25 protein-coding genes are annotated in these 22,167 nt (G+C 59.8%); 11 read left to right on the forward strand and 14 right to left on the reverse strand.

Features of this window, described 5'->3' with window-relative positions:
- The first annotated feature begins 106 nt into the window (after positions 1-106).
- The gene (locus tag AOA59_RS30585) at positions 107-487 is read left to right on the forward strand and encodes a hypothetical protein (RefSeq protein WP_099490024.1); all 381 of its coding nucleotides are present in this window, start codon (positions 107-109) and stop codon (positions 485-487) included.
- A 12-nt stretch (positions 488-499) separates the two neighbouring features.
- Positions 500-982 carry a GreA/GreB family elongation factor gene (locus tag AOA59_RS30590; protein WP_099490025.1) on the forward strand — a complete coding sequence of 161 codons (483 nt, stop codon included), beginning with the start codon at positions 500-502 and terminating at the stop codon, positions 980-982.
- A gap of 5 nt (positions 983-987) precedes the next feature.
- Here AOA59_RS30590 and cysB read toward each other — a convergent pair whose 3' ends face one another.
- From cysB to AOA59_RS30615, 5 genes are all read right to left on the reverse strand, one after another.
- Complete coding sequence (gene cysB, locus AOA59_RS30595) at positions 988-1,962, reverse strand: HTH-type transcriptional regulator CysB (RefSeq protein ID WP_003189876.1); 975 nt, start codon at positions 1,960-1,962, stop codon at positions 988-990.
- Positions 1,963-2,065: 103 nt separating this feature from the next.
- Entirely contained in the window at positions 2,066-2,566 is a 501-nt protein-coding gene (locus AOA59_RS30600) for a universal stress protein (RefSeq protein WP_099490026.1), read from the reverse strand.
- Between the two features lie 48 nt (positions 2,567-2,614).
- Positions 2,615-3,532: a 5'-nucleotidase gene (locus AOA59_RS30605; protein ID WP_099490027.1), complete on the reverse strand. Its 918-nt coding sequence runs from the start codon at positions 3,530-3,532 to the stop codon at positions 2,615-2,617.
- A 16-nt stretch (positions 3,533-3,548) separates the two neighbouring features.
- Positions 3,549-4,502, reverse strand: a complete 954-nt coding sequence (locus tag AOA59_RS30610) for a putative 2-dehydropantoate 2-reductase (RefSeq protein ID WP_099490028.1) — start codon at positions 4,500-4,502, stop codon at positions 3,549-3,551.
- On the reverse strand, positions 4,499-4,885 hold the full coding sequence (locus AOA59_RS30615; protein WP_058422835.1) for a co-chaperone YbbN: 387 nt from the start codon (positions 4,883-4,885) through the stop codon (positions 4,499-4,501). The genes AOA59_RS30610 and AOA59_RS30615 overlap by 4 nt, the downstream gene beginning before the upstream one ends.
- Between AOA59_RS30615 and AOA59_RS30620 the strand changes: the two genes are divergently transcribed.
- Both AOA59_RS30620 and AOA59_RS30625 read left to right on the forward strand, forming a co-directional pair.
- Positions 4,884-5,318, forward strand: a complete 435-nt coding sequence (locus AOA59_RS30620) for a PilZ domain-containing protein (RefSeq protein WP_065929722.1) — start codon at positions 4,884-4,886, stop codon at positions 5,316-5,318. The two genes, AOA59_RS30615 and AOA59_RS30620, sit on opposite strands and share 2 nt — an antisense overlap.
- A gap of 130 nt (positions 5,319-5,448) precedes the next feature.
- The gene (locus AOA59_RS30625; RefSeq protein WP_017136144.1) at positions 5,449-6,525 is read left to right on the forward strand and encodes a 3-deoxy-7-phosphoheptulonate synthase; all 1,077 of its coding nucleotides are present in this window, start codon (positions 5,449-5,451) and stop codon (positions 6,523-6,525) included.
- A 111-nt stretch (positions 6,526-6,636) separates the two neighbouring features.
- Here the strand turns inward: AOA59_RS30625 and AOA59_RS30630 are convergent, their stop codons facing one another.
- On the reverse strand, positions 6,637-6,918 hold the full coding sequence (locus tag AOA59_RS30630) for a GNAT family N-acetyltransferase (protein WP_003189869.1): 282 nt from the start codon (positions 6,916-6,918) through the stop codon (positions 6,637-6,639).
- 622 nt (positions 6,919-7,540) lie between these two features.
- Between AOA59_RS30630 and oprI the strand changes: the two genes are divergently transcribed.
- The gene (oprI, locus tag AOA59_RS30635; protein ID WP_003172710.1) at positions 7,541-7,792 is read left to right on the forward strand and encodes an outer membrane lipoprotei OprI; all 252 of its coding nucleotides are present in this window, start codon (positions 7,541-7,543) and stop codon (positions 7,790-7,792) included.
- 135 nt (positions 7,793-7,927) lie between these two features.
- Here the strand turns inward: oprI and AOA59_RS30640 are convergent, their stop codons facing one another.
- From AOA59_RS30640 to AOA59_RS30650, 3 genes are all read right to left on the reverse strand, one after another.
- The gene (locus AOA59_RS30640; RefSeq protein WP_099490029.1) at positions 7,928-8,899 is read right to left on the reverse strand and encodes a L,D-transpeptidase family protein; all 972 of its coding nucleotides are present in this window, start codon (positions 8,897-8,899) and stop codon (positions 7,928-7,930) included.
- A gap of 84 nt (positions 8,900-8,983) precedes the next feature.
- Complete coding sequence (locus tag AOA59_RS30645) at positions 8,984-9,274, reverse strand: hypothetical protein (RefSeq protein ID WP_017136142.1); 291 nt, start codon at positions 9,272-9,274, stop codon at positions 8,984-8,986.
- A gap of 58 nt (positions 9,275-9,332) precedes the next feature.
- Entirely contained in the window at positions 9,333-9,938 is a 606-nt protein-coding gene (locus tag AOA59_RS30650; protein WP_065929720.1) for an arylesterase, read from the reverse strand.
- A 10-nt stretch (positions 9,939-9,948) separates the two neighbouring features.
- On the opposite strand from AOA59_RS30650, the gene AOA59_RS30655 reads away from it, so the two are divergent.
- Positions 9,949-10,632 (forward strand): ABC transporter ATP-binding protein, encoded by a 684-nt coding sequence (locus AOA59_RS30655; protein ID WP_017136140.1) that lies wholly within the window; start codon positions 9,949-9,951, stop codon positions 10,630-10,632.
- Positions 10,632-13,142 carry an ABC transporter permease gene (locus AOA59_RS30660; protein ID WP_099490030.1) on the forward strand — a complete coding sequence of 837 codons (2,511 nt, stop codon included), beginning with the start codon at positions 10,632-10,634 and terminating at the stop codon, positions 13,140-13,142. The genes AOA59_RS30655 and AOA59_RS30660 overlap by 1 nt, the downstream gene beginning before the upstream one ends.
- Before the next feature lie 43 nt (positions 13,143-13,185).
- Here the strand turns inward: AOA59_RS30660 and greB are convergent, their stop codons facing one another.
- The gene (gene greB / locus AOA59_RS30665; protein WP_056857197.1) at positions 13,186-13,659 is read right to left on the reverse strand and encodes a transcription elongation factor GreB; all 474 of its coding nucleotides are present in this window, start codon (positions 13,657-13,659) and stop codon (positions 13,186-13,188) included.
- A gap of 124 nt (positions 13,660-13,783) precedes the next feature.
- A complete protein-coding gene (locus tag AOA59_RS32550) occupies positions 13,784-14,872 on the reverse strand; it encodes a hypothetical protein (RefSeq protein ID WP_158235283.1) in 1,089 nt (362 codons plus the stop codon).
- 238 nt (positions 14,873-15,110) lie between these two features.
- On the opposite strand from AOA59_RS32550, the gene AOA59_RS30675 reads away from it, so the two are divergent.
- From AOA59_RS30675 to AOA59_RS30685, 3 genes are read left to right on the forward strand one after another with little or no spacing between them, the layout of a single operon-like run.
- Complete coding sequence (locus AOA59_RS30675) at positions 15,111-16,037, forward strand: ABC transporter ATP-binding protein (RefSeq protein ID WP_099490031.1); 927 nt, start codon at positions 15,111-15,113, stop codon at positions 16,035-16,037.
- On the forward strand, positions 16,034-16,759 hold the full coding sequence (locus tag AOA59_RS30680; protein ID WP_099490032.1) for an ABC transporter permease: 726 nt from the start codon (positions 16,034-16,036) through the stop codon (positions 16,757-16,759). The genes AOA59_RS30675 and AOA59_RS30680 overlap by 4 nt, the downstream gene beginning before the upstream one ends.
- Positions 16,760-16,774: 15 nt before the next feature.
- Positions 16,775-18,496, forward strand: coding sequence for a GldG family protein (locus AOA59_RS30685; protein ID WP_099490033.1), 1,722 nt, complete (start codon positions 16,775-16,777; stop codon positions 18,494-18,496).
- A 7-nt stretch (positions 18,497-18,503) separates the two neighbouring features.
- On the opposite strand, the gene AOA59_RS30690 is transcribed toward AOA59_RS30685, so the two are convergent.
- The 3 genes from AOA59_RS30690 to AOA59_RS30700 all read right to left on the reverse strand — a co-directional run bounded on the left by AOA59_RS30690 (position 18,504) and on the right by AOA59_RS30700 (position 21,032).
- Entirely contained in the window at positions 18,504-18,812 is a 309-nt protein-coding gene (locus AOA59_RS30690; RefSeq protein WP_065911930.1) for a hypothetical protein, read from the reverse strand.
- Positions 18,813-19,072: 260 nt separating this feature from the next.
- A complete protein-coding gene (locus AOA59_RS30695) occupies positions 19,073-19,507 on the reverse strand; it encodes a DoxX family protein (RefSeq protein WP_099490034.1) in 435 nt (144 codons plus the stop codon).
- Between the two features lie 103 nt (positions 19,508-19,610).
- Complete coding sequence (locus tag AOA59_RS30700; protein WP_065911932.1) at positions 19,611-21,032, reverse strand: transglycosylase SLT domain-containing protein; 1,422 nt, start codon at positions 21,030-21,032, stop codon at positions 19,611-19,613.
- Positions 21,033-21,268: 236 nt separating this feature from the next.
- On the opposite strand from AOA59_RS30700, the gene AOA59_RS30705 reads away from it, so the two are divergent.
- Complete coding sequence (locus AOA59_RS30705) at positions 21,269-22,075, forward strand: TatD family hydrolase (protein WP_099490035.1); 807 nt, start codon at positions 21,269-21,271, stop codon at positions 22,073-22,075.
- The last annotated feature ends 92 nt before the right edge of the window (positions 22,076-22,167 follow it).

Genomic DNA, 22,167 nt, shown 5'->3' on the forward strand with positions numbered 1-22,167 from the left:
ATTGTCCGCATAAATGCGCCGATGCAGAAGGCTTGATCGCGATTATTCTGCACAGTGGCTGTGCGACAATCGCCGCCACGCCATCAATGCCTGCCAGGAGGCCAACATGTCCGAACGTCCGTTGTCGCTGTTCAAGCTCAGTGCTGCCGTGGCTTTTGGCCTGTGGCTGGGGTTTATCGCCATCGTGCTGACCGCCTGGCTGGCCTCGCGCTACCTGTTCCCGCAAAGCGTCGCCCCCGTGGCTCAAGCGGTTCAACAAGCCGTTCAACAGATCGGCAAACCGGCCGCCGTGGCACCGGAGCCGCCCAACCGTATGTTCGAGCAGTACACCGAGAACCTGCGCAAACAGGAACAACAACAAACCCTGGACCAGGCGCGCAACAATGCGCGCAACCTGTCCAACCCCAAATGCCAGTTCTGGCTGCAACAAGACCGGAACGCGCCCAATGAAAAGAGCAAGGCGAATGTCCTGCAATTTTGCGAATGACCCAACACACCCATGAATAAACATGCCGTTCACCAGTTGATCCTGGAAAAACTCAGCGTCGACCTCGACATCGCCCAGCGTGCCGCGCAGACCGCCTACGAGACCGCGACCCACGAAGAAAACATCGCGGAGAACAAATACGACACCCTGGGGCTGGAAGCTTCCTACCTCGCAGCCGGGCAGGCCAGGCGCGTCGAAGAGATCAAACAAGCGTTGGCGTTGTGCCAGAACCTGCAACTACGCGCCTACGATGATCAACGCGGGATAGAGGTCGGCACGCTACTGGGCCTGGAGGACGAGAACGGCCGCCAGCAATGGCTGTTCCTGGCGCCGGATGCAGCCGGCTTGAAAGTCGATGTGGTGGGCCAGCCGGTGACCGTCATCACCCCGCGCTCGCCTCTGGGCAAAAGCCTGCTGGGCAAGTTCGAGGGTGATGAGGTGGAGATTCTGGTGGCGGGCGCCCGGCAACACTTTACGGTTACCGAGGCCAAATAAACCACTCAGTGGACGGGCAATTCAACCCCGTCAAACAGCTCTTCCAGTTCCTGCTTGTTATGGCACTGGATGGCCTTGGCCATGACTTCACGGGTCAGGTGCGGCGCAAACTTCTCGATGAAGTCGCACATGAAACCCCGCAGGAAGGTGCCACGGCGGAAGCCGATCTTGGTCACGCTGGACTCGAACAGCTCGCTGGCGTCGAGTACCACCAGGTCTTTATCGAGGTTGGTGTCGACCGCCATCTTGGCGACGATGCCCACGCCCAGGCCCAGGCGTACGTAGGTCTTGATCACGTCGGCGTCGGCGGCGGTGAACACCACCTTCGGCGTGAGGCCGCGATGGCTGAAGGCTTCGTCGAGCTTGGAACGGCCGGTAAAACCGAACACGTAAGTGACGATCGGGTATTCAGCCAGGGCTTCGAGGGTCAGTTTCGGCAGCTTGGCCAACGGGTGGCCCTGGGGCACGACCACGCAACGGTTCCAGCGGTAGCACGGCATCATCACCAGGTCGCCGAACAGCTCAAGGGCTTCGGTGGCGATGGCAAAATCGACGGTGCCGTCAGCGGCCATCTCGGCGATCTGCATCGGCGAACCCTGGTGCATGTGCAGGGCCACATCGGGGTATTGCTTGATGAAATCGCGGATCACCGGCGGCAAGGCATAACGCGCCTGGGTGTGGGTGGTGGCGATCGACAGGGTGCCTTTCTTCTCGTTGGAGAATTCCTGGGCGATCTGCTTGATGCTTTCGACTTTGCGCAGGATCTCGCCGGCGGTGGTGATGATGCGCTCACCGGCCGGGGTGACTCGGGTCAGGTGCTTGCCGCTGCGCGCGAACACTTCGACGCCCAGCTCGTCTTCGAGCAGGCGGATCTGCTTGCTGATACCGGGTTGCGAGGTGTAAAGGCTTTGAGCGGTAGCGGAAACGTTGAGGTCGTGGTGCGCCACTTCCCAGATGTAGCGCAGTTGTTGAAGCTTCATATATGTCCCTCAAAGCGGATAGACGCCACGGGTATCAGCGACGGTATATAACTATATTAAAGGTCAGACAGATAAATCTAGAACTTTTTATCGTTTTTACCAATCACGCGTCATCACTGCGTCGACGCTGCAGCGACGGCACCATGTAAACCGGCACTGTGGCCAGTTGCAGCACCCGCGCCGCCGTGCGCCCAAGCGGTGTGGCGGCCGCAGTTGCGTGGCTATGACTACCTACGATCAACAGGTCCACGGAAAGTTTACGCAGCTGGTCGAGAATCACCTCGCACGGGTCCCCCTGGATCACGCGCACCGAGCGAATCAACTGCAGGTCTTGCTCGCCCTCCCCCAACTCCTCGCGGAAACTGTCGAGCACCCGTTGCTCGATGGTCGCCATCAACGTGTTCAGGCCCTGGCTCTGCCATTCACTCAGGGCCTGCTCATCAAGGTAGCTTTGCAACACCGATTCGGCGAACAACCCGATCGGCTCAACCACATGGATCACATATAAATCCGCCTTGAACGTTCGGGCCAGCGCCAGCGCATGTTGCATGACATACGGCGCATACAGACCGAGGTCCGTGGCATACAGCATCGAACGAATCATAGAACCTCCTGGACTGCCAGGATGGCGGGGATTGATTGAGCTTAGCAGCTAGTGCTCGCTCTGGATTTTCAACTCATTGCTGATGCCATGGGGCACATGCCCGGTGGTTACCACCTCCCTGGCTTTCTCACAATGACCGGCCTGGTCATCAAAAAACACATCGGCGGCGAACGCTTCCAAAAACGCGGATTTCTCCAGGCCGCCAAGGAACAGCGACTCATCCAGGCGGATGTCCCATTCGCGCAAGGTGCGAATCACCCGCTCATGGGACGGCGCCGAACGCGCAGTGACCAGGGCGGTGCGGATCGGGCAGGCGTCGTCCGCAAACTCGCGCTGCAACAGGTTGAGCGCTGCCAGGAAGCCCTTGAACGGGCCGCCGTGCAAAGGCTCGCGTGCCGACTCGCGCTCACTGGCATGAAACGCCGCTATCCCACCGGTTTGATACACCCGCTCGGATTCATCGGAAAACAGCACCGCATCGCCGTCAAATGCAATGCGCAGTTCTTCACTCGATGCCCGGCGTGCGCCGCCCGACAAAATCGTCGCCGCAGCGAAACCTGCGTCCAGGGCGCTGCGCACATCTTCAGCATGGGTGGATAGAAACAGATGGCAACCAAACGCGGCCAAATAAGGATAGGGACTACGCCCACCGACGAAAGCGGCGCGGGAAATATCCAGGTCGTAATGCTGGATCGAATTGAACACGCGCAAACCGGTGTCGGCGCTGTTGCGTGACACCAACACCACTTCGACGCGGGCACGCCCGAGGCTGGCGTTGAGGCTCAGGAGCTTCTTGACCAACGGGAAGGCGTCGCCGGGTTCGAGGGTTTCTTCCTCGTGTTCGATCTGGTATTTGCGATACGCCTCCACCCCTTCGGTCAGGTAGACCTTGTGGCTGTCGCTCAGGTCGAACAGTGCCCGCGACGAAATCGCCAGCACCAGTTTGTCGCCCAATCCTTTCGCCATGGTATTTCTCCCCGAATCAGCGGTTGCGCCGATCAATAAAACTCAAGGCCTGGTAGAGCGCCTGCATGCGTGGCAATTCGCAGCCCGCCGCTTTGGCAGCGGCCAATGGCCGAGCGTAGATCGCTGCCAGTTCCAGGGGGCGTTTGTGCACGTGGTCGTGGTACATGCTGGGCAGGTAGTCAGCCATAGTGTCGGTCATGGTGAGCATTTGCTCGACGTAACTGCCGGGAATTTCATGGCCGCAGGCACGGGCGCCCTTCACCACTTCAGTCATCAGGGCCTGGATCAGCTCGCGGCTGGACTCATCGGCCATCATCGCGCTGGTGCCGGTGCCCAGCAACACCGAGAGGCCATTGAACGGCACATTCCAGACCAACTTATGCCACCGCGCCTGGTGCACATTGGCCATGGCCTGGGACTCGATGCCGGCCTGATGAAACAGCGCGGCGCCCTCCTCGACAATGGCTTTCTGCTGCGCCTCATCATCGGCCGCCGTGCCACTGTGGTAGCCAAGATTCACGCGGCCCAGCGCCTGATGCTCGACGACACCCGGCCCGGAACGATGCACGCCGATGTAACACAGGCCGCCCAACAGGTGCAGCGACGCTGGCAGGTGTTCGCGCAGGCTGTCTTCGACGTCGAGGCCGTTTTGCAGGAGTACCACCTTGGCGCCCGGTGCGGCAACCTGGGCAAGGGTCGGGGCCAGCTCCACGTTGCCGGTGGATTTGGTGCCGACCAGCAGCCAATCGCACGCCGGCATATCGGCCGCCTGGGCATAGGCCTGCACCGGGTGCAGGTGCAGCTTGCCGTGCAAGGTACTGTTGAGGTGCAGGCCGTGCTCGGCGACCGCCGCGTATTCGCTGCGCAACAGAAAGTGCACATCGAACCCGGCACGCGCCAGCATCAGGCCGTAAAAACCACCGATGGCACCGGTGCCGATAATGCCGATGCGGGGCGACTGGGGGGTCATGGCAGATCCTCTGGAGTACGGGTAAGTGCTTGATTAATCGCGTCCGCAAGCTCGGGCTGGGTAAGACGCGTGTGTAATTGCCCAAGGAATTGACCCTCGCACACGAGGAACAACGCAGGCAAATGAAAGATCTGGTAGCGTTCGACCGCACCGCCGTTGTGCCCGGCATCCACCCAGCACACGCGCTCAACCGGCAACGTCCAGCCGGGCAGTTGCTGGCGTGCCCAACGGCAACTGGAACAGCCTGCGCTGGTAAACACCAGCAGCGAAATACCTGGCAATCCCAGCAATTGCTGGTCAATATCCAGGTCGGTCAATTCCAGTTCCTTCACTATACTGCTGCCACTGCCGTCAATTGGACGGTGCTCGGAGTCCGTGTACATGGGTCGTTTTTTACCTCACCCTGATGATGTCGCTGTCGAGTTAATCCAACGCCCCGCCCCCGCTATTCCCCGCCAACGCCTGCACACTATCGGCCTGGGCGGCGTCGCCTGCAATTGCCCGCGTGCCTGGCGCCAGGGCACGGCGGTTGATCTGCGTATCCCGTCCCTGGGCGCCAGCGCCCGTTATCCGGGCTATGTAGCCTGGTGTCGCAAAGTCGAAAATGGCTACCGTATCGGCATTTCCTTTACCGATGAACATGCCTTGTTCGGTGCGCGCATGGGCGAGCAAGTGTGCCAGATCGAACGCTACTGCCGCCTGCACGAAGACGCCGAGCCAACCCCTGCCCAGCTCGAGACCATGGCCCGTGAGTGGGTTTCGCGTCATGCCGGTGAGTTCGCCCACGACACCTTTGTGGCGCCGGTGCTGGATTAAAGCCGGCTTTGCCCATTGTCGCGGCCCCGTGTTACGCGCTAAGGTTCCTCCCCCCTGCATTCAAATCATGCTGTGCCCGCCGCACGGGGATAGCTGGCGGCCGGCACCCGTGACCCTGGCGAGTAACACGATGGCTGATTTACCGATCAATGACCTTAACGTCGAATCCAACGAGACCCTGATCACCCCTGATCAGCTCAAGCGCGAAATCCCTTTGAGCGATGCTGCCCTGCAGACCGTGACCAAGGGCCGCGAAGTCATTCGTGACATTCTCGACGGCACCGACCACCGCCTTTTCGTAGTGATCGGCCCCTGCTCGATCCATGACCTCAAGGCCGCCCACGAATACGCCGAGCGCCTTAAAGTGCTGGCGGCTGAAGTGTCCGACACTTTGTACCTGGTGATGCGCGTCTATTTCGAGAAACCACGCACCACCGTCGGCTGGAAAGGTTTGATCAACGACCCGTACCTGGACGACTCGTTCAAGATTCAGGACGGCTTGCATATCGGTCGTCAATTGCTGCTGGACCTGGCCGAAATGGGCCTGCCGACCGCGACCGAAGCGCTGGACCCGATCTCCCCGCAATACCTGCAGGACCTGATCAGCTGGTCGGCCATCGGCGCACGCACCACCGAGTCCCAGACCCACCGCGAAATGGCGTCCGGCCTGTCGTCGGCCGTGGGCTTCAAGAACGGCACCGATGGCGGCCTGACGGTTGCGATCAACGCCCTGCAATCGGTGTCCAGCCCGCACCGCTTCCTGGGTATCAACCAGGAAGGTGGCGTGTCCATCGTCACCACCAAGGGCAACGCCTATGGCCACGTGGTATTGCGCGGCGGCAACGGCAAGCCCAACTATGATTCGGTCAGCGTGGCGCTGTGCGAACAGGCGCTGAACAAGGCCAGGATCAAGCCGAACATCATGGTCGACTGCAGCCACGCCAACTCCAACAAGGACCCGGCCCTGCAACCGCTGGTGATGGAAAACGTCGCCAACCAGATTCTCGAAGGCAACCAGTCGATTATCGGTTTGATGGTCGAAAGCCACCTGAACTGGGGTTGCCAGTCGATTCCAAAAGACCTGGCCGACTTGCAGTACGGCGTGTCGATCACCGATGCCTGCATCGATTGGTCCGCCACCGAGACCACCCTGCGCAGCATGCATGCCAAGCTCAAGGACGTGTTGCCCAAGCGCAAACGCACCTGACCTTAAACTGCACACACAAAAACGCCGGGCTTAGCCCGGCGTTTTTGATCGTTCCCACGCTCTGCGTGGGAATGCAGCCATGGACGTTCCGCGTCCCGCCTCACTCACTATTCAGAGCTTCGCGGCATGGCGCTGGTGGCGCTCCATGTAGCGCTCTACGTAAGAGCACGAAGGGATCACGGTGTACCCGGCCTCTTCGGCGAACTTCAACGCTTCCTCGGTCAACGCAGCAGCAATGCCGCGCCCGCGCAATGCGTTGGGCACGAAGGTGCGATAGATGTCCAGGGTCTGTTTGCCCAGGTCCATATAGGTCAGATAGGCACGATGACCGTCCACATTGGTCTCGAACTGATGACCAGCCTGGTCATGGTGGATGGACAACGCCTCGCTCATCACTACTCCTCGCGGGTCTTGGATTTCGACCCCTACCTTACCGATGTTTTTCCGGCGAAGGAACATCTACGCCACCCCGTGCCGGTTTCGACAACGAGAAAACCTATAGCGCTCACAACCAGCACGTAGAGAATAGTAGGCACCAATGCTGCAATAGCTCAAGGCGCACTCGTCATCCCTTGCCGCTGGCGGTTACAGAAAGGGCTTCGATCAATCAATGATCGATAGCCTGAACATTGCCGGCAGTTGAAGCTTGAGACGAACTGCCGCTCTTAAAGTCACCTCTAGATGCGCCTACATGCGCAAAAGATGCCGGGCCAGGCAAAGACCCACCGAAAAAAAGTGTCATCGTAGATATATAAATTTACACCTGCTTACCCAGCCGGATACAGTCTGGCCGGACCTCTCAGGTCGGATCCAGTTCCCGCCGAAATGAAAATTTCTGGACAGTTTTTATACAAACCTCCAAAAGATTAGCCAAAATAGATACGGCACAAGAATTTTTTTTGCTTCTTGCGCTACGTCAGTTTACTTACTACAAGTAATGAGTAGTATGTACGCCGGCTATCAGCTCACCCTGAGAAAGTAGCCATTTAATAGAAAGTCCTTGAAGGGGAACACGATGAACAACGTTCTGAAATTCTCTGCTCTGGCTCTGGCCGCAGTTCTGGCTACCGGTTGCAGCAGCGTCTCCAAAGAAACCGAAGCTCGTCTGACTGCAACTGAAGACGCAGCAGCTCGCTCCCAGGCTCGTGCAGACGAAGCCTACCGTAAAGCTGATGAAGCGCTGGCTGCTGCTCAAAAAGCACAACAGACTGCTGACGAAGCTAACGAGCGCGCTCTGCGCATGCTTGAAAAAGCAAGCCGCAAGTAATAATCCTTCGGGGTTGTTATCAAGCCGATCCATTCTTGGATCGGCTTTTTTATTGCCCGGCATTCAGCCCTGAATCCGGCGCAATAAAAAGCCCGCCGCAGCGCAAGGCCTGGGCGGGCTTGTGATCGAACAGGCTTATTGCTGCAGATCGACTGGCGTGCTCGACACCACCGGTGTGCCGGCACCCGGTACACCAATCTCGGTGGGCAGGCCATCTTCGGCGGCCACCACGTCACGCACCTGATCCCAATTGACGCGCAAATTGTTGGCCAGGTCTTCGCGCTTGAGCAGGGCATTGATGACGGCGGTGTGCTTGTCGACCACCGAAGGCGTGCCATCGTCGTTCAACGGCGTATGCGCCTCAAGATAGACCTTGCCGCCACTGCTGCCGAACTTGTAGGCATCGTTGATGATGCGCACCGATGTACCGACCGGCACCATGTCGGCCATCTCCAGCACGTTGTTATTGAACATGCGGAAGCAGCCGTGGCTTGTACGCGTGCCGATACCAAATTTCATGTTCGAACCGTGGATCAGGTAACCCGGCGTGCCCAAGGTGAACTTGAATGGCCCCAGCGGGTTATCCGGCCCGGCCGGCACCACATTGGGCAGCGGGTCGCCATTGGCGGCGTGCTCGGCTTTGATGGACGCTGGCGGGGTCCAGGTCGGGTTGGGGATCTTGCCGGTGATGGTGGTGTGCGCGACCGGCGAACCCCAGCCCTCACGGCCAATGCCCAACGGGAAGGTGTACACCACGTTCTGGCCCTTTGGATAGTAATAGAGCCGGTATTCCGCCAGGTTGATCACGATGCCTTCGCGCGGGCCGGGCGGCAGAATGAACCGCGTGGGCAGCACGATCTCGGTGCCTGCACCCGGCAACCAGGCATCCACGCCGGGGTTGGCCGCGACCATTTCCGAATAGCCCAGGTCATAGGTGGTGCCCAGGTCGGCGAAGGTGTCTTCGTACTTGGCCTTGATCACCTGGACCTGACCGACGATGTCTTCACCCGGCGGCGGCAAGGGCAACTGCAAGGCTGAGGCCGAACCGGCTGAACACAGGGCAGCAAGAGACAGGCAGCAGGTAACGACGGAAAGGCGCGACAACATCCGGAAAATCCTTCGCAGAACGACGGGTAGGAAAACACTGATTGTATACGTGAAGCGCGATCCAGGCATCAACCTGCCCCACTGCTACTCGAAGCGCAGCTCGGGCCAGATCAGCGGCGTGCCACGCTTTTGCGATTCGAGAATCGCCCGGCACAGCGGGCACAGGCGCTGGTCCTGAAAAATAGCACGATCCACCGACGACCAGCGTGGTTGCGCCGGCAATAACGTGCCGCAGAGCGTGCGGTCGATCGAGCCACCCAACTCCAGTTGACGCGCAACCAGATGCACCCGGACTTCCTGGCAGGCGAACAGATCCAGCTGCTCATCAGGCTCGATCAGTTGGTAGTTGAACAGGGACCAGGCAGGGCGCGACATCGGGGGCTCCAGATCGGGGGGGCGCCACCTTAGCCGAAAGCCTGCCGGTAGAAAAGCGTCATAGCAGCGGTTTTAGCGTCGGCCAGACATTTTCCAGCAACTTGCCCTGTGCACCGACTGCCGGGTGAACCAGGTCGGCTTGCATCAATTCGGGATGACCGCCCACGCCTTCAAGGAAAAACGGCACCAACGGGATGTTTTTTTCCTTGGCCAACGCACCGTAGACCTCAGCAAACGCCGTGGTGTATTTCGGGCCGTAGTTAGGCGGTAACTGCATCCCCAGCAACAGCACCTTGGCACCACCGGCCCTGGACTGGTCAATCATCGACGCAAGATTTTGTTTCAATTGCGCTGGCGGCTGCCCACGCAGGCCGTCATTGCCGCCCAACTCGAGAATCACCACATCCGGTTTATGCTCTGCAAGCGCCGCCGGCAGCCGCGCCAGGCCTCCGGCACTGGTGTCACCACTGATGGAGGCGTTGACCACTTTATCGTCGAAACCTTCGCTCTTGAGCCGTTGTCCCAGCAACGCTACCCACCCTTTGCTGGTATCCAGCCCGAAACCGGCACTGATACTATCGCCAACGATCAGGACTGTACCCGCCGCTGCGTTCTGGGCCATGCACATCAAGGCCAGGCCAGCACTCAAAAACCACATTCGCATCGGATTCTCCATGGGCGCAAGCATTCTCACCGCGCGGAACCTTAGCAAAGTGGTTCCCAGCGCGGAAGGTGAACTGACTATCCTGCACGAACTGAGCCTGGAACTGAACAAAGGCGATAGCCTGGCTATCGTCGGCAGCTCCGGTTCCGGCAAATCCACCCTCCTCGGCCTGCTGGCCGGCCTCGATCTGCCCAGCAGCGGTGAAGTCACCCTGGCCGGGCAAGCCTTGAGCACCCTCGACGAAGACCAGCGCGCGCGCATACGCGCCGAGCACGTGGGGTTTGTCTTCCAGTCATTCCAACTGCTCGACAGCCTCAACGCGCTGGAAAACGTCATGTTGCCGCTGGAACTGGACGGCCGCAAAGATGCCCGCGAGCGCGCCACCCACTTGCTGGAACGTGTGGGCCTGGGCCAACGCCTGACCCACTCGCCGCGCCAGCTATCCGGCGGCGAGCAGCAACGCGTCGCCATCGCCCGGGCCTTTGCCGCCGAACCGGATGTGCTGTTTGCCGATGAACCCACCGGCAACCTCGACAGCCACACCGGCGAGCGCATCAGCGACCTGCTGTTCGAACTCAACAAGGAAAGCGGCACGACCCTGGTGCTGGTCACCCACGACGAGCGCCTGGCCCATCGTTGCCGACGCCTGATCCGCCTTGAAGCCGGCCTGATGGTCGCGCCCCTGGAGCCTTGATGGCACGTTTGCCGCTGTTGCGCCTGTTCAGCCTTGCCATGCGTCAATTGTTGCGCGACGCCCGCGCAGGCGAATTGCGCGTGTTGTTTTTCGCCCTGCTGGTGGCGGTCACGGCCAGCACCGCCATCGGCTACTTCGGTGCACGCCTGAACGGCGCCATGCTGTTGCGGGCCACCGAATTCCTCGGTGCCGACCTGGTGCTCGAAGGCAGCTCGCCGGCCCGCCCCGAGCAAATCAGATCAGGGACGGAGCTGGGCCTGGATCACGCGCGCATTGTTGAGTTCTCCAGCGTTATCGCTACCGATAATGGCATCCAGCTCTCCAGCATCAAGGCGGTCAACGAGCAGTACCCGTTGCGCGGCGAACTCAAAAGCGCCACGCAGCCATTCGGCGCAGAAACGGCGGGAGGCGGCCCCAAACCAGGCGAAGCCTGGGTAGAGGCCCGGCTGCTGACCGCGCTGGACCTCAAAGTCGGCGACAGCATCGACGTGGGCATGAAAACCCTGCGACTGACGCATATCCTGACCTACGAGCCCGACCGCGCCGGTAACTTCTACAGCCTCACGCCGCGCGTGATGATCAACCTCGCCGACCTGGATGCCACCGGCGTGGTGCAACCCGGCAGCCGCGTGAGCTATCGCGAACTGTGGCGTGCTCCCCAGGGCAGCACGGCGCTGCAAACCTATCGCGACCTGGTCAAGCCGGGCCTTGCCGCCAACCAGCGCCTGCAGGATTCGCGTGACGGCAACCAGCAGATCGGCGGCGCCCTGGGCAAGGCCGAGCGTTACCTGAACATGGCCAGCCTGGTGGCAGTGCTGCTGGCCGGCGTGGCCGTGGCGCTGTCGGCCAACCGCTTCGCCAGCCGCCGTTTCGACGCCAGCGCGCTGTTGCGCTGCCTTGGCTTGTCACGCCGCGAAACGATGCTGCTGTTCAGCCTGCAATTGAGTGTACTGGGCCTGTTGGCCAGCCTCACCGGCGCCGTGCTCGGCTGGCTGGCGCAATTTGGCCTGTTCTATTTCCTGCATGACCTGCTGCCGGCCGACGTGCCGCCCGGCGGGCTGTTGCCGGCAGTGGCGGGCATCGGCACCGGGCTGGTCGCCCTCGCCGGCTTCGCGTTGCCGCCACTGGCAGCCTTGGGCCGGGTGCCGCCGCTGCGGGTATTGCGACGCGACATGCTGCCGATCCCTTCCAGCACCTGGATGGTCTATGGCGCTGCGTTGTTCGCCCTTGGCCTGATCATGTGGCGCCTGAGCCTCGACCTGGTGCTGACCTTCGCGTTGCTCGGCGGTGGCGTGATGGCGGCGCTGATTCTGGGTGGTTTACTGCTGTTGTTATTGCAAAGCCTGCGTCGTTTATTGGCCCGCGCGTCCCTGCCCTGGCGCCTGGGCCTGGGCCAGTTGCTGCGCCATCCATTGGCGGCGGCCGGGCAGTCCCTGGCGTTTGGCTTGATCCTGTTGTCCATGGGCTTGATTGCCCTGCTGCGCGGCGAACTGCTCGACACCTGGCAAAACCAGCTACCCAAGGACGCCCCCAACTATTTCGCCCTGAACATCCTGCCGGCCGACAAAGACGCCTTTGGCGCCCGCCTGCTGGAATTGCAAGCGCAAGCGGCGCCGCTGTACCCGGTGGTGCCGGGCCGCTTGATCAGCATCAACGGCGAACCGGTGCAGGAGATCGTCAGCAAAGACTCCAGTGGTGACCGCGCTGTGCAGCGCGACCTGAGCCTGACCTGGGCAGCCGACCTGCCACCGGGCAACGTCCTCACCGCAGGCGCTTGGTGGTCACAGCAACCGGGCGATGGCATCCCAGGCGTATCGGTAGAAGCCAAGGTCGCTGAAAGCCTGAAGCTCAAGCTCAATGATCATCTGGTGTTCACCGTCGGTGGCGAGAACCGTGAAGCACGGGTGACGAGCCTGCGGACCATCAACTGGGACAACTTCCAGCCCAACTTTTTCATGATTTTCCAGCCCGGCACCTTGAAGGACCTGCCCGCCACTTACCTGACCAGCTTCTACCTGGCGCCAGGGCATGACCAGCAGATCGTCGACCTGTCCCGGGCCTTCCCGGCCGTCACCATCCTGCAGGTCGAAGCCTTGCTGGAGCAGTTGCGCAGCATTCTCGCCCAAGTGACCCTGGCGGTGGAGTACGTGTTGCTGTTTGTGCTGGCGGCGGGCATGGCGGTGTTGTTTTCGGGCCTGCAAGCCACCCTGGATGAGCGGATTCGCCAGGGCGCGCTATTGCGTGCCCTGGGGGCCGAGCGCAAGTTGCTGGTCAAGGCGCGGCGCATCGAGTTCGGCTTGCTCGGCGCGGTCAGTGGCCTGCTGGCGGCCCTGGGCACCGAGTTGGTGACCTGGGTGCTGTACCGCTACGCCTTCGACCTGGCCTGGCATCCGCATGCGTGGCTGCTGCTACTGCCGGTGATCGGCGCCGTGCTCATCGGCGGCGCCGGTGTCTTCGGTACGCGTCGGGCGTTGAATGCCAGCCCATTGACGGTGTTGCGCGAAGGTTGAAACCAGCGATGGCCTGCACGCCCGAAGGCGTGCCGGCCAGCGTTTATTTCACATACTCGATACCGGTAATCCACCAGCACACCTCGCCGGTCGGCGTCTGCACCATAGCCTCATCGTCGACCTCCTTGCGCAGCAGCGCCCGGGCCATGGGTGAGTCGATGGAGATGTAATCCATGCGCTCATAAATTTCGTCATAGCCGACGATACGAAACCGCTTGGTCTCGCCCTGCTCATTTTCGATATCGACCCAGGCGCCGAAAAACACCTTGCCCTCCTGCTCGGGCATGTACTCCACCACCCGCATATCTTCCAGGCGCTTGCGCAGGTAACGCACCCGCCGATCAATCTCACGCAGCAGTTTCTTGTTGTACTGGTAATCCGCGTTCTCGCTGCGATCTCCGAGAGACGCCGCCCAGGTCACCTTGCGCGTGGTATCCGGGCGTTTTTCACGCCACAGGTAATCCAGCTCTTTTTTCAGCGCCTCATGACCTTCTTTGGTAATCAGCTTTGTACTCAAACGCGTGCATCCCCAGACAATGTCCAATGGTGCCGATGCCAAGGCAGCATGCCCTGGCGCCGGCCGGCTGGGGTTGATGATAAATGAACCCTGAAAAGTAGCCAGACCGCAGAACACATCAGCTTCAAGCCTGGCCATCCAGGGTTTGATCCAGTTCCAGAAGCACACTCTGCAGGCGCTGGCGTATTCCGGCCACCTGCGACAGCGCCAGCGTCAACTTCTCAGCCTTCTGGCCAACTTCAAGGTTTCGCGCCTGCAACTGCATTGTTTGCTGCTGCAACTCTCGGCTCTTGTCCTCCAGCTCGTATTGCTCCTGTTCGAGTCGGGTTTGCCACTGCTCAAGCATCTGCTCTCGCTCGATTGTCGCTTGCTGTTGCTGCGACAGCTCCTGGGCGACCTTGGCCAGGCGGGTCAGCGTGCTGTCGACCTCGAGCAACGAGGCATGCTCCATCTGGGGGGCAGGTGGGCGCGGTGCAGGCGCGGCCGGCTCAACCTGAACCGGGGGCACACTGAGCTCGACCGGTTCCGGTTCCGCCTTTGGTTGTGGTTCCGGCTTTGGTTCCGGTTCTGGTTCCGGTTCTGGTTCTGGCTTTGGTTCTGGCTCCAATGCCTGCTCCTGAGCTATCGCGACGGGTGCCTCCAGCGGTTGTGCCTTGAGCGGCTCGGAAACCGGAGGCTCAGCGGAGTTGGCTGGGTTCGTGGGCCTGGGCGGGGAAATCATCTGCGATGAGAAGCGAATCGAAGGCACGATCAACGAAGCACTTTCGATGGCCGGCAGTGCGGGCGCGGACATGCCCAGAGTAATAACCTTCATGACCAGGGCCTTCTTGATGATCATTGAATGATGATCTTCCGGTCTGGCGGGCGGCAACTTGCAGCCCTTCAAATCAATAAAATGGAAAGGGATCGAGGATTCGCTAACAGTGCCGGTCTTGGATCCGGATGCTGCCGCTGCCACGAGGATTTGCTTGAACACTTGCATGGCAACTTGCAGATCTTCCTTGGACTCGACCCCACCCAGAAAATACCGATCGAGTTTCTTGCGGAGCGCCGCGATGTAGACCCTGGAGTTACCAGGTTCGGTCTCTTCATCCAGGCTATAGACCAGAAAGTTTGAATCGGTCTGTGCAACGGCAAATCCGCAAAGTAATGCACCGTTGATCGGTGTGTCCTGACCGCTGCGTTCAAGAACAAGCGTGCGAAGAAGCATCATGATATTCAGGCCTTATTGCGAAAGAGTAAAACTTATTTGAACGCCAGTTAAACACCTGGCCGTTAACAAGCCTCGGAACAACGCAATTGTTTCAGCAAGTTATCTGATTCGGCGTAGGACTTGTCTGATAAACATGTCCCCTTGTTCCCAAGTCCAATGATTAAACGTATCTTTCTCGGCGCTTACCGTGCATGACGGTACATGTTCCTACGCCTCGCAAAACTTATTCGGTAAAAAGATGCTCGAGATAAGCAGCCTGACAAAGCGTTTGGGCAAAAGAAACATCATCACTAATGTCTCATTTTGTGCCCAACGCCAGGAATGCATAGGCCTGTTCGGGGAGAATGGCGCAGGCAAGACCACTCTACTGAACGTGATAGCCGGGTTTGCCAAACCTTCTGTGGGGCATGTGACTGTCCAGGGCTTCGACACTCAGACGCAGCCAGTGCAGGCGCAAAAAAACCTTGGTTATCAGCTCCAGGGCGGCCTCAGCCATCAGACACTGTCGGTCAAAGGCGTGCTCAATTTCATTGCCGCCGTTCGCGGCTTCAGCGGTGCCGAAAAACGTAGCCGTGTCGATCGGGCCGCCATGCGCCTGGAGCTGTCACGGGTGCTCGATACACCGATTGCGGCGCTTTCGATCGGTTTGAAACGCAGAGTAGCCATCGCCCAGGCGATCCTGCACGGCCCCGGCCTGCTGTTGCTGGATGAGCCGACCGAGGGGCTCACACCGGATCAACTGCTCAGGTTCAAGACACTTATCCAGGCGCTGACCGAAGACATGGCCGTCATCATTGCCTCCCGGCACTGCGACCACCTGTCCGGGCTTTGCACGCGCGCCCTGGTTATCGCCGGCGGGCACCTTGTGGCAGATACCCCACTGCCCGACTTGCAGCGCAACTCCCGGCATTACCGAGCCGTCACGCTGGCCGCAGAAACACCCCTGGATTTACTCGCCCTTGCCGTATTACCCGGCGTGGCAGGTATAGAAGAGGACCGGCATGCACCCGGCACCGTGACCGTTCTGGCCATGCCCGGGCACGCCATCTACCCCCATATCAACGCACTTATCGCCAGCCGCGGCTGGAACATAACGTCACTGAATCTGGAGCCAGGTCGCCTGAACGAAGTCGTTCAGCATCTGAGCCACGAGGTCACCCTTTGAAACTGCTGCCTGTCATTTTCAAACGCCAACTCGCCAGTTATGCCTGTACGCCCAGCACGTACCTGGGTATTGCCGCGTTTCTGGTTTCGTGCGCCACCCTGGGGTTGTATACAAGCAAGTGGCTGGAACAGGACAGCGGCGACCTGCAGGTATTTTTCCAATTGCACCCTTGGCTCTACCTGCTGCTGATTCCCATGTTGTCGACACAACTATGGTCGGACGAACACCACGCCGGCATGCGCGACACGCTGAAGACCCTGCCTATCACCGGCGCAGAGCGGGTTATCGGAAAGTTTCTGGCTGCGTGGGTCGTGTGCGGTATCGCATTGTTGCTGACGTTCCCACTGGTGATCCTCGCCAACTCCCTCGGCACCGCCGATAACCGTGTTATCTCTTCACAGTTTCTAGCCAGTTGGTTGCTGGCCGGCGCCTATCTTTCTGTCGGATGTTTTACTTCTACCCTGACCCATCAACGTTTGGCTGTGTTCCTTATAACGGTGGTGATGTTACTGGCTGCCAGCGGACTTTCATCGGTTCTCGACGCACTTGAGCATCAGGCGCCGATCTGGGTCATAGACAGCCTGGTCTCGATTAATCCTATCTCGCGCTTCGGTGCTATCGACAACGGCAAACTGACACTGCATGACGGTTTGTACTACATCAGCATGATCCTTGCCTTTCTCTCGGCATCCACAGTCATGCTCAATTACAAAACCCGTTGAGAAGGAAAGCAAACGATGCGTTCCACTCTGAGTACAGGTATGACGCTGCTGGTCATATTGCTGCTTTTCCTTGCATTTAATCTCGCCTGGGTCGGCAAACTACCGAATATCCGCTGGGACTTCTCACAGCAGAAAATCCACACTTTATCGTCCCCTGCGCGACAACTGCTTGCCACTCTGGAACACCCGCTGGATCTGTATTACTTCAACTCAAGTAATGACCCGAGAAGAAGCCAGGCAATAAACCGCTATGGCGAACGAGTGGAAGATTTACTCAAAGAGTTCGAAAAAGCGTCAAAGGGCATGATTAACCTACATGTTATAGATCCGACACCCTATTCAGAGGATGCCTACAAGGCCGGCCTGTTCGGATTGGATGACAAGCAAGGCTTTCTTGGCCTCATCGGCACCCGCGCAGGCCAGCCCGCACAACGTATCAAAGTACTGCGCCCGGCTGACGAGCCCTTGCTTGAGTACGAAATCAGCCATCTGATCCACCAACTGATGCACCCCGAGCTCCCCACCGTCGGCGTATTGACGGGGTTGGCATTGAACGCGTCTGGGGAACAAGTGCTGGCCCAGATGCATCGGCATTTCAATTTGGTCGGCCTGGCATCAAGCACCCCGACCGTGCCCGAATCGATCCAAACCCTGATGGTTGTACACCCGCGCGCCCTGCCGGAACAAACCCTGTATGCGATTGACCAGTTTGTATTGAGGGGTGGCAAACTGATGCTCTTTATTGACCCGGTGAGCGAGGCCGAGACAAACGCCAAGCCCACCGACACAAAGCTGGACGGGCTATTGGCGGCTTGGGGCATTCAGATGCCGGCGGACAAACTGTTGATCGATCACGCTTTTGGTTCAGGCGCGCCGGCGGTACGGCACCCGGCCAGGCTGAACCTGCCTCGGCACGCGATGGCCGCCAACGACGTGAGTGTCTGGAAACTGGATACGGTCATCGTATCGAGCAGCGGTGCGCTGTCGCGCGTGAGAAAAAGCCGCACCACGCTCACGCCCCTGTTGCAGAGTTCCAGGCGCTCCACGCTGCTGGACTCAGGCCGCTTTGCAGCAACGTCTGCAGCCGACTTACTGGCTGAAGGGATACCGGCTGCCACGCAACCCCACATGATCGCAGCGCGCCTCGAAGGCCCCGCCTACTCGGCCTTTCCGGATGGCGTTGGCGAACAACGTGCCGGTCTGCAAAAGGCTGCGCATATCGAGGTGGTGGTAGTCGCCGATACCGATTTGCTGATGGACGCTGTGATCGACTCTGCGCCCAATAGCAACGTGATGTTTGTCTTGAATACCCTGGATAACCTTGCGGCTCCCGACGTGCTCGCAAACATTCAACCGCGTACAAAGATCAGCCATTCTCCCCACGCACTGGAGCAACTGCGCGAGGCTGCAGAGCGGGCTTATGCGCAAAAGGCCGGCGAACTGCAAAGGCGGCTTGAGCACACCGAGCAGGAATGGCAGCGCTTGAATCCACCGAGTATCGGCTTCGGCACCCGCGCGGTGGATACGACTATCCAATTGCAGGCGCTCAACAAGGAACGCCTGCGCCTGCCCATGGAGTTGCAGGCACTCAAGGACCAGGCGTATGCATCTGTGAATCAAGTGGAGCGCAATCTCAAGTTGTTGATGATCGGCGCGGTGCCGTTGCCGTTATGCCTGATCGCCTGTGCAGTGTTCCTCTACCACCGGCGTCGTCGATCGGCGGCTGTCGTTCACTGATCAGCCGTCAACGACGCGCAATCAGCCCTTGCCGGGCGATGCGCGTCAGTTGGCGGATCACTTCCTCGGCATCGCCGGCACTGGGCGCCTGGATAACGGCAAGATCAAAACTGTTGCTGGCAAAACGTCTCAGGGAATCGCCATCTTCCACAAACTGGATCAGAAACGCTGAAGGGCGCCCTGTGCGGCGCGGCCAGCCGTCCAGGTAACGCAACAAGGTCGGCTGATGTTTGCCACCCAGCAGGATCTTGGGGTTGCGTTGAGTCAGGTCCGCAGTGATCGGGGCCAGGCGTATGAGGGGGCGTAGTGCATTCATCGTGTCGTGTCTCTGCCTCAAAAGTCTGCGGGCAGGTGAGAGGCAACACCGAACCAGCGCTTTAGCGGTATTTCGAAACCTGACTCATGATGAGTGCATGCTTCTGTCGGGCTGCATTGAGTCCCAGTGGCGCCCCGCAATTAGCTGTTTAAATCGGCGCATGAGCAGCATCCTAGAGAAGCCGGTGGGGCGATGTCAAGAATCCCGAGCAATGAAAAAGCCCGCTCATGGCGGGCTTTTTCAGGGCGTTACGCGACCGATCAGTGGGCGATGGCACGGTCGACGGACAGTTTGCCGGCGCCTTCGAACAACACCGCCAGCGCACCGCCAAGCAAGGCCAAGGCGAACTCATAACCGTTGTTGGCCATGAACAGGCCGTTATGGATATGCACCGAGAAGATCGCCACCAGCGACAGGAAGACCAGGCCCAACGCCGCCGGGCGCGCCAGCAAGCCGATGATCAAGGCCAGCCCGGCGAAGAACTCCGTACCGCCGGACAACACCGCCATCAGCGTGCCTGGGGTCAGGCCGAGGCTTTCCATGTACTGCGCAGTACCGGCCAAACCGCCGCCGCCAAACCAGCCAAACAGCTTTTGCGAACCGTGGGCGGCGAAAACGATGCCGACAAAGATTCGCAGGATGGTCAGGCCGTAACCGGCGCGAGTGGACAGAATGCGAGTGATCAGTGGGCTCATGGTGATAATCCTTTTCAAAGTAGGGGTTGGTTGGCCGCTATATTAATCGGATCATGCAATGATAAAAGCGCAAAAATCGCCTAATACTTATCGATAAAACCGATTATTTTCGTGAGGCAATTTTCGGCGCCGACGGCTCCAGGGATTCACGCTCCCGATCAAACGCCAAGTAATACTTGTTCACGCTATTAACATAGCTGACGCCGCCCATTCCCACCTGCTCCATGGCAATACGCTCGACCTGGAAAAACCACTGATTGGGGTTCAAGCCCCGCCGGCGAGCCTCTGCACGCATACCCTGGACCCGCTCCGGCCCCATGTTGTAAGCCGCCAGCACAAAGGCCATGCGCTCGCGCTCGTTGAGTTTGGGGCTGGCGAAGAACTTGCGACGGATCATCGCCAGGTAGCGCGCACCGGCCTGCACATTGCTGTCCAGGCTCTCGATATTGTTCACCCCCACCCGCTGCGCCGCCGAGGGCGTGATCTGCATCAGGCCGGTAGGCCCGCCGCTGTTACGCGCGCCAGGGTCCAGAGCGGATTCCTTGAACGCCAGCGCGGCCAGGTTCAGCCAGTCCATGCCCTGCTCACGGGCGTGCTTTTGCAGCACCGGACGCAATTTCTCCAGACGCTGACGGTCGGCGCGGGCCAGCGGATTACGCACCTGGTAAAGACGTCGATAAATACGCTGGAACGCCACGTCCTGGTCGGACGGCGTGCGATAAGTCTTGAGAAAGCGATCGATACTGGCCCGCAGCATCGAGGCATCCTGGCGCACAAACCAGTATTCATCACCCGGTGCGCTGATGACCACCTGCCGATCAAAACGTAACTTGGGCAGGATTTTCGACCAGCGCTCGGCAATCGGTTTTTCGACAATGGTGAGGTGGAAGATCCCGGCCTGGACCATCTCCAATACGTCCTCCACGGCCAGCGTCGGGTCCACCCACTCCACCTTCACGGGCGCACGCTTGTGCAGCGCCAGTTGCTGGTTGACCTGACTGATCGCATCCGCCGCCGCACTGCCGGTGGTCAACGCCAGGGTGCGCCCGGACAATTGCTCCAGCCTGGTAAACCGCCGCTCCCCCTTCACGCCCACCAGCCACAGCGGCACACCACTGGCAATCGGGTCGCTGGTGCTGATCTTGTGCGTGGCCTTTACATCGAGCAGTTCACCCGGCGCCACCAAGTCGCCTTCGCCACGGGCCAACGCGCCAAGCAATTGGTCCTTGGCCTTGGGAATGATCTTGAGGTTGATGGCTTCTCCATCCCGGGCGTGGCCGTTCAGGTATTGCTCGAAGGCGCGCAGACGATGATATTCGACGCCGATGGCCTGGCCCTGGACCTCACCGGAACTGTTACGGCTCTGGTTGACCAGCACACGCAGGGTGCGGCTGGAACGGATCTGCGCCAAATCACGGACCTTGCCGGGCTTGGTCACCTCCAGCGGCCCGTCGAGACGCGCGACCGCCGCCGTGGGCAGCAGTAACGTGAGGCACAACATAAGCAACGCCGAGGGTCGGATCATCCGCTCTCCGGAAAGAATACTGGCCAGCCCTCTCGTGAAAGACGAGAAGCTGGAGGTCAGAAACAGAGCGCTTCAAGCGCTGGCAAGGCACGCAACGGTGGCGTCGGGGCAGGCGATGGGCCAGCCACAATGTCACTTGCGACGTTCAAAGACAGCTATAACGCGTTGTAGTTCTTAGTTTTTCTTATAAATCTACAGCTCTGATATGCTTTCCGGCCGCAGGCGGAGCTAGCACCATGCAACTCATTGATATCGGCGTCAACCTGACCAACCCCAGTTTCGACGAGAGGCACCAGGCCGTTCTCGACCGAGCCTATGCTGCCGGCGTGCAACAATTGGTGCTCACCGGCACCAGCGTCGACGGCAGCGAACAGGCCCTGGAACTGTGCGTAAAACTCGATGACAGCGGCCAACGCCTGTTCAGCACCGCCGGCATTCACCCGCACTCGGCCAGTGACTGGAACGGCGACAGCGCCCAGCGTTTGCGCGGGTTGCTCAGCGAAAGCCGCGTGCGTGCGGTGGGCGAATGCGGGCTGGACTTCAACCGGGACTTTTCCCCGCGCCCGCAGCAGGAAAAAGTCCTCGAAGCGCACCTGGCACTGGCGGTCGAGCTGAAACTGCCGGTGTTCCTGCACGAACGTGACGCCAACCAGCGCCTGCTGGAGATTCTCAAGGATTACCGCGATCACCTGACCGCCGCCGTGGTGCATTGCTTTACCGGCGAACAACAGGCGCTGTTCAGCTACCTCGACCTCGACTTGCATATCGGCATCACTGGCTGGATCTGCGACGAGCGCCGTGGGACGCACCTGCATCCGCTGGTCAGGGAAATTCCCCGTGGCCGCCTGATGCTGGAAAGCGATGCGCCGTACTTGCTACCGCGCACCTTGCGGCCCAAGCCGAAAAATGGCCGTAATGAACCGGCTTATTTGCCGGAAGTACTGCGTGAGGTTGCGCTGCATCGCAACGAGTCGCTGGAGGACCTGGCCGAACACAGCACCGCTTGCGCCCGTGGGTTTTTTGGGCTGCCCCCAGTGGATTGATGCGGCGCATTGACCCATGTCAAAAACGCTTTCCTGAGTAGCGGCACAATAATGGCACCTTGCCAATACTGTTTCCGCTATCAGAGAAAACC

Source organism: Pseudomonas sp. 2822-15 (genome assembly GCF_002742515.1).
Lineage (GTDB): Bacteria > Pseudomonadota > Gammaproteobacteria > Pseudomonadales > Pseudomonadaceae > Aquipseudomonas > Aquipseudomonas salomonii.

Coding starts and splice junctions, on each gene's coding strand:
- oprI (WP_003172710.1), top strand. CDS start 7,541: ATGAACAACGTTCTGAAATTCTCTGCTCTGGCTCTGGCCGCAGTTCTG.
- AOA59_RS30685 (WP_099490033.1), top strand. CDS start 16,775: ATGCGTTCCACTCTGAGTACAGGTATGACGCTGCTGGTCATATTGCTG.
- AOA59_RS30600 (WP_099490026.1), bottom strand. CDS start 2,566: ATGATTCGTTCGATGCTGTATGCCACGGACCTCGGTCTGTATGCGCCG.
- AOA59_RS30605 (WP_099490027.1), bottom strand. CDS start 3,532: ATGGCGAAAGGATTGGGCGACAAACTGGTGCTGGCGATTTCGTCGCGG.
- AOA59_RS30590 (WP_099490025.1), top strand. CDS start 500: ATGAATAAACATGCCGTTCACCAGTTGATCCTGGAAAAACTCAGCGTC.
- AOA59_RS30695 (WP_099490034.1), bottom strand. CDS start 19,507: ATGAGCCCACTGATCACTCGCATTCTGTCCACTCGCGCCGGTTACGGC.
- AOA59_RS30585 (WP_099490024.1), top strand. CDS start 107: ATGTCCGAACGTCCGTTGTCGCTGTTCAAGCTCAGTGCTGCCGTGGCT.
- AOA59_RS30645 (WP_017136142.1), bottom strand. CDS start 9,274: ATGTCGCGCCCTGCCTGGTCCCTGTTCAACTACCAACTGATCGAGCCT.
- AOA59_RS30610 (WP_099490028.1), bottom strand. CDS start 4,502: ATGACCCCCCAGTCGCCCCGCATCGGCATTATCGGCACCGGTGCCATC.
- AOA59_RS30700 (WP_065911932.1), bottom strand. CDS start 21,032: ATGATCCGACCCTCGGCGTTGCTTATGTTGTGCCTCACGTTACTGCTG.
- AOA59_RS30630 (WP_003189869.1), bottom strand. CDS start 6,918: ATGAGCGAGGCGTTGTCCATCCACCATGACCAGGCTGGTCATCAGTTC.
- AOA59_RS32550 (WP_158235283.1), bottom strand. CDS start 14,872: ATGATGCTTCTTCGCACGCTTGTTCTTGAACGCAGCGGTCAGGACACA.
- AOA59_RS30640 (WP_099490029.1), bottom strand. CDS start 8,899: ATGTTGTCGCGCCTTTCCGTCGTTACCTGCTGCCTGTCTCTTGCTGCC.
- AOA59_RS30620 (WP_065929722.1), top strand. CDS start 4,884: ATGGGTCGTTTTTTACCTCACCCTGATGATGTCGCTGTCGAGTTAATC.
- AOA59_RS30655 (WP_017136140.1), top strand. CDS start 9,949: ATGGGCGCAAGCATTCTCACCGCGCGGAACCTTAGCAAAGTGGTTCCC.
- AOA59_RS30690 (WP_065911930.1), bottom strand. CDS start 18,812: ATGAATGCACTACGCCCCCTCATACGCCTGGCCCCGATCACTGCGGAC.
- cysB (WP_003189876.1), bottom strand. CDS start 1,962: ATGAAGCTTCAACAACTGCGCTACATCTGGGAAGTGGCGCACCACGAC.
- AOA59_RS30660 (WP_099490030.1), top strand. CDS start 10,632: ATGGCACGTTTGCCGCTGTTGCGCCTGTTCAGCCTTGCCATGCGTCAA.
- AOA59_RS30615 (WP_058422835.1), bottom strand. CDS start 4,885: ATGTACACGGACTCCGAGCACCGTCCAATTGACGGCAGTGGCAGCAGT.
- AOA59_RS30675 (WP_099490031.1), top strand. CDS start 15,111: ATGCTCGAGATAAGCAGCCTGACAAAGCGTTTGGGCAAAAGAAACATC.
- AOA59_RS30625 (WP_017136144.1), top strand. CDS start 5,449: ATGGCTGATTTACCGATCAATGACCTTAACGTCGAATCCAACGAGACC.
- AOA59_RS30650 (WP_065929720.1), bottom strand. CDS start 9,938: ATGCGAATGTGGTTTTTGAGTGCTGGCCTGGCCTTGATGTGCATGGCC.
- AOA59_RS30705 (WP_099490035.1), top strand. CDS start 21,269: ATGCAACTCATTGATATCGGCGTCAACCTGACCAACCCCAGTTTCGAC.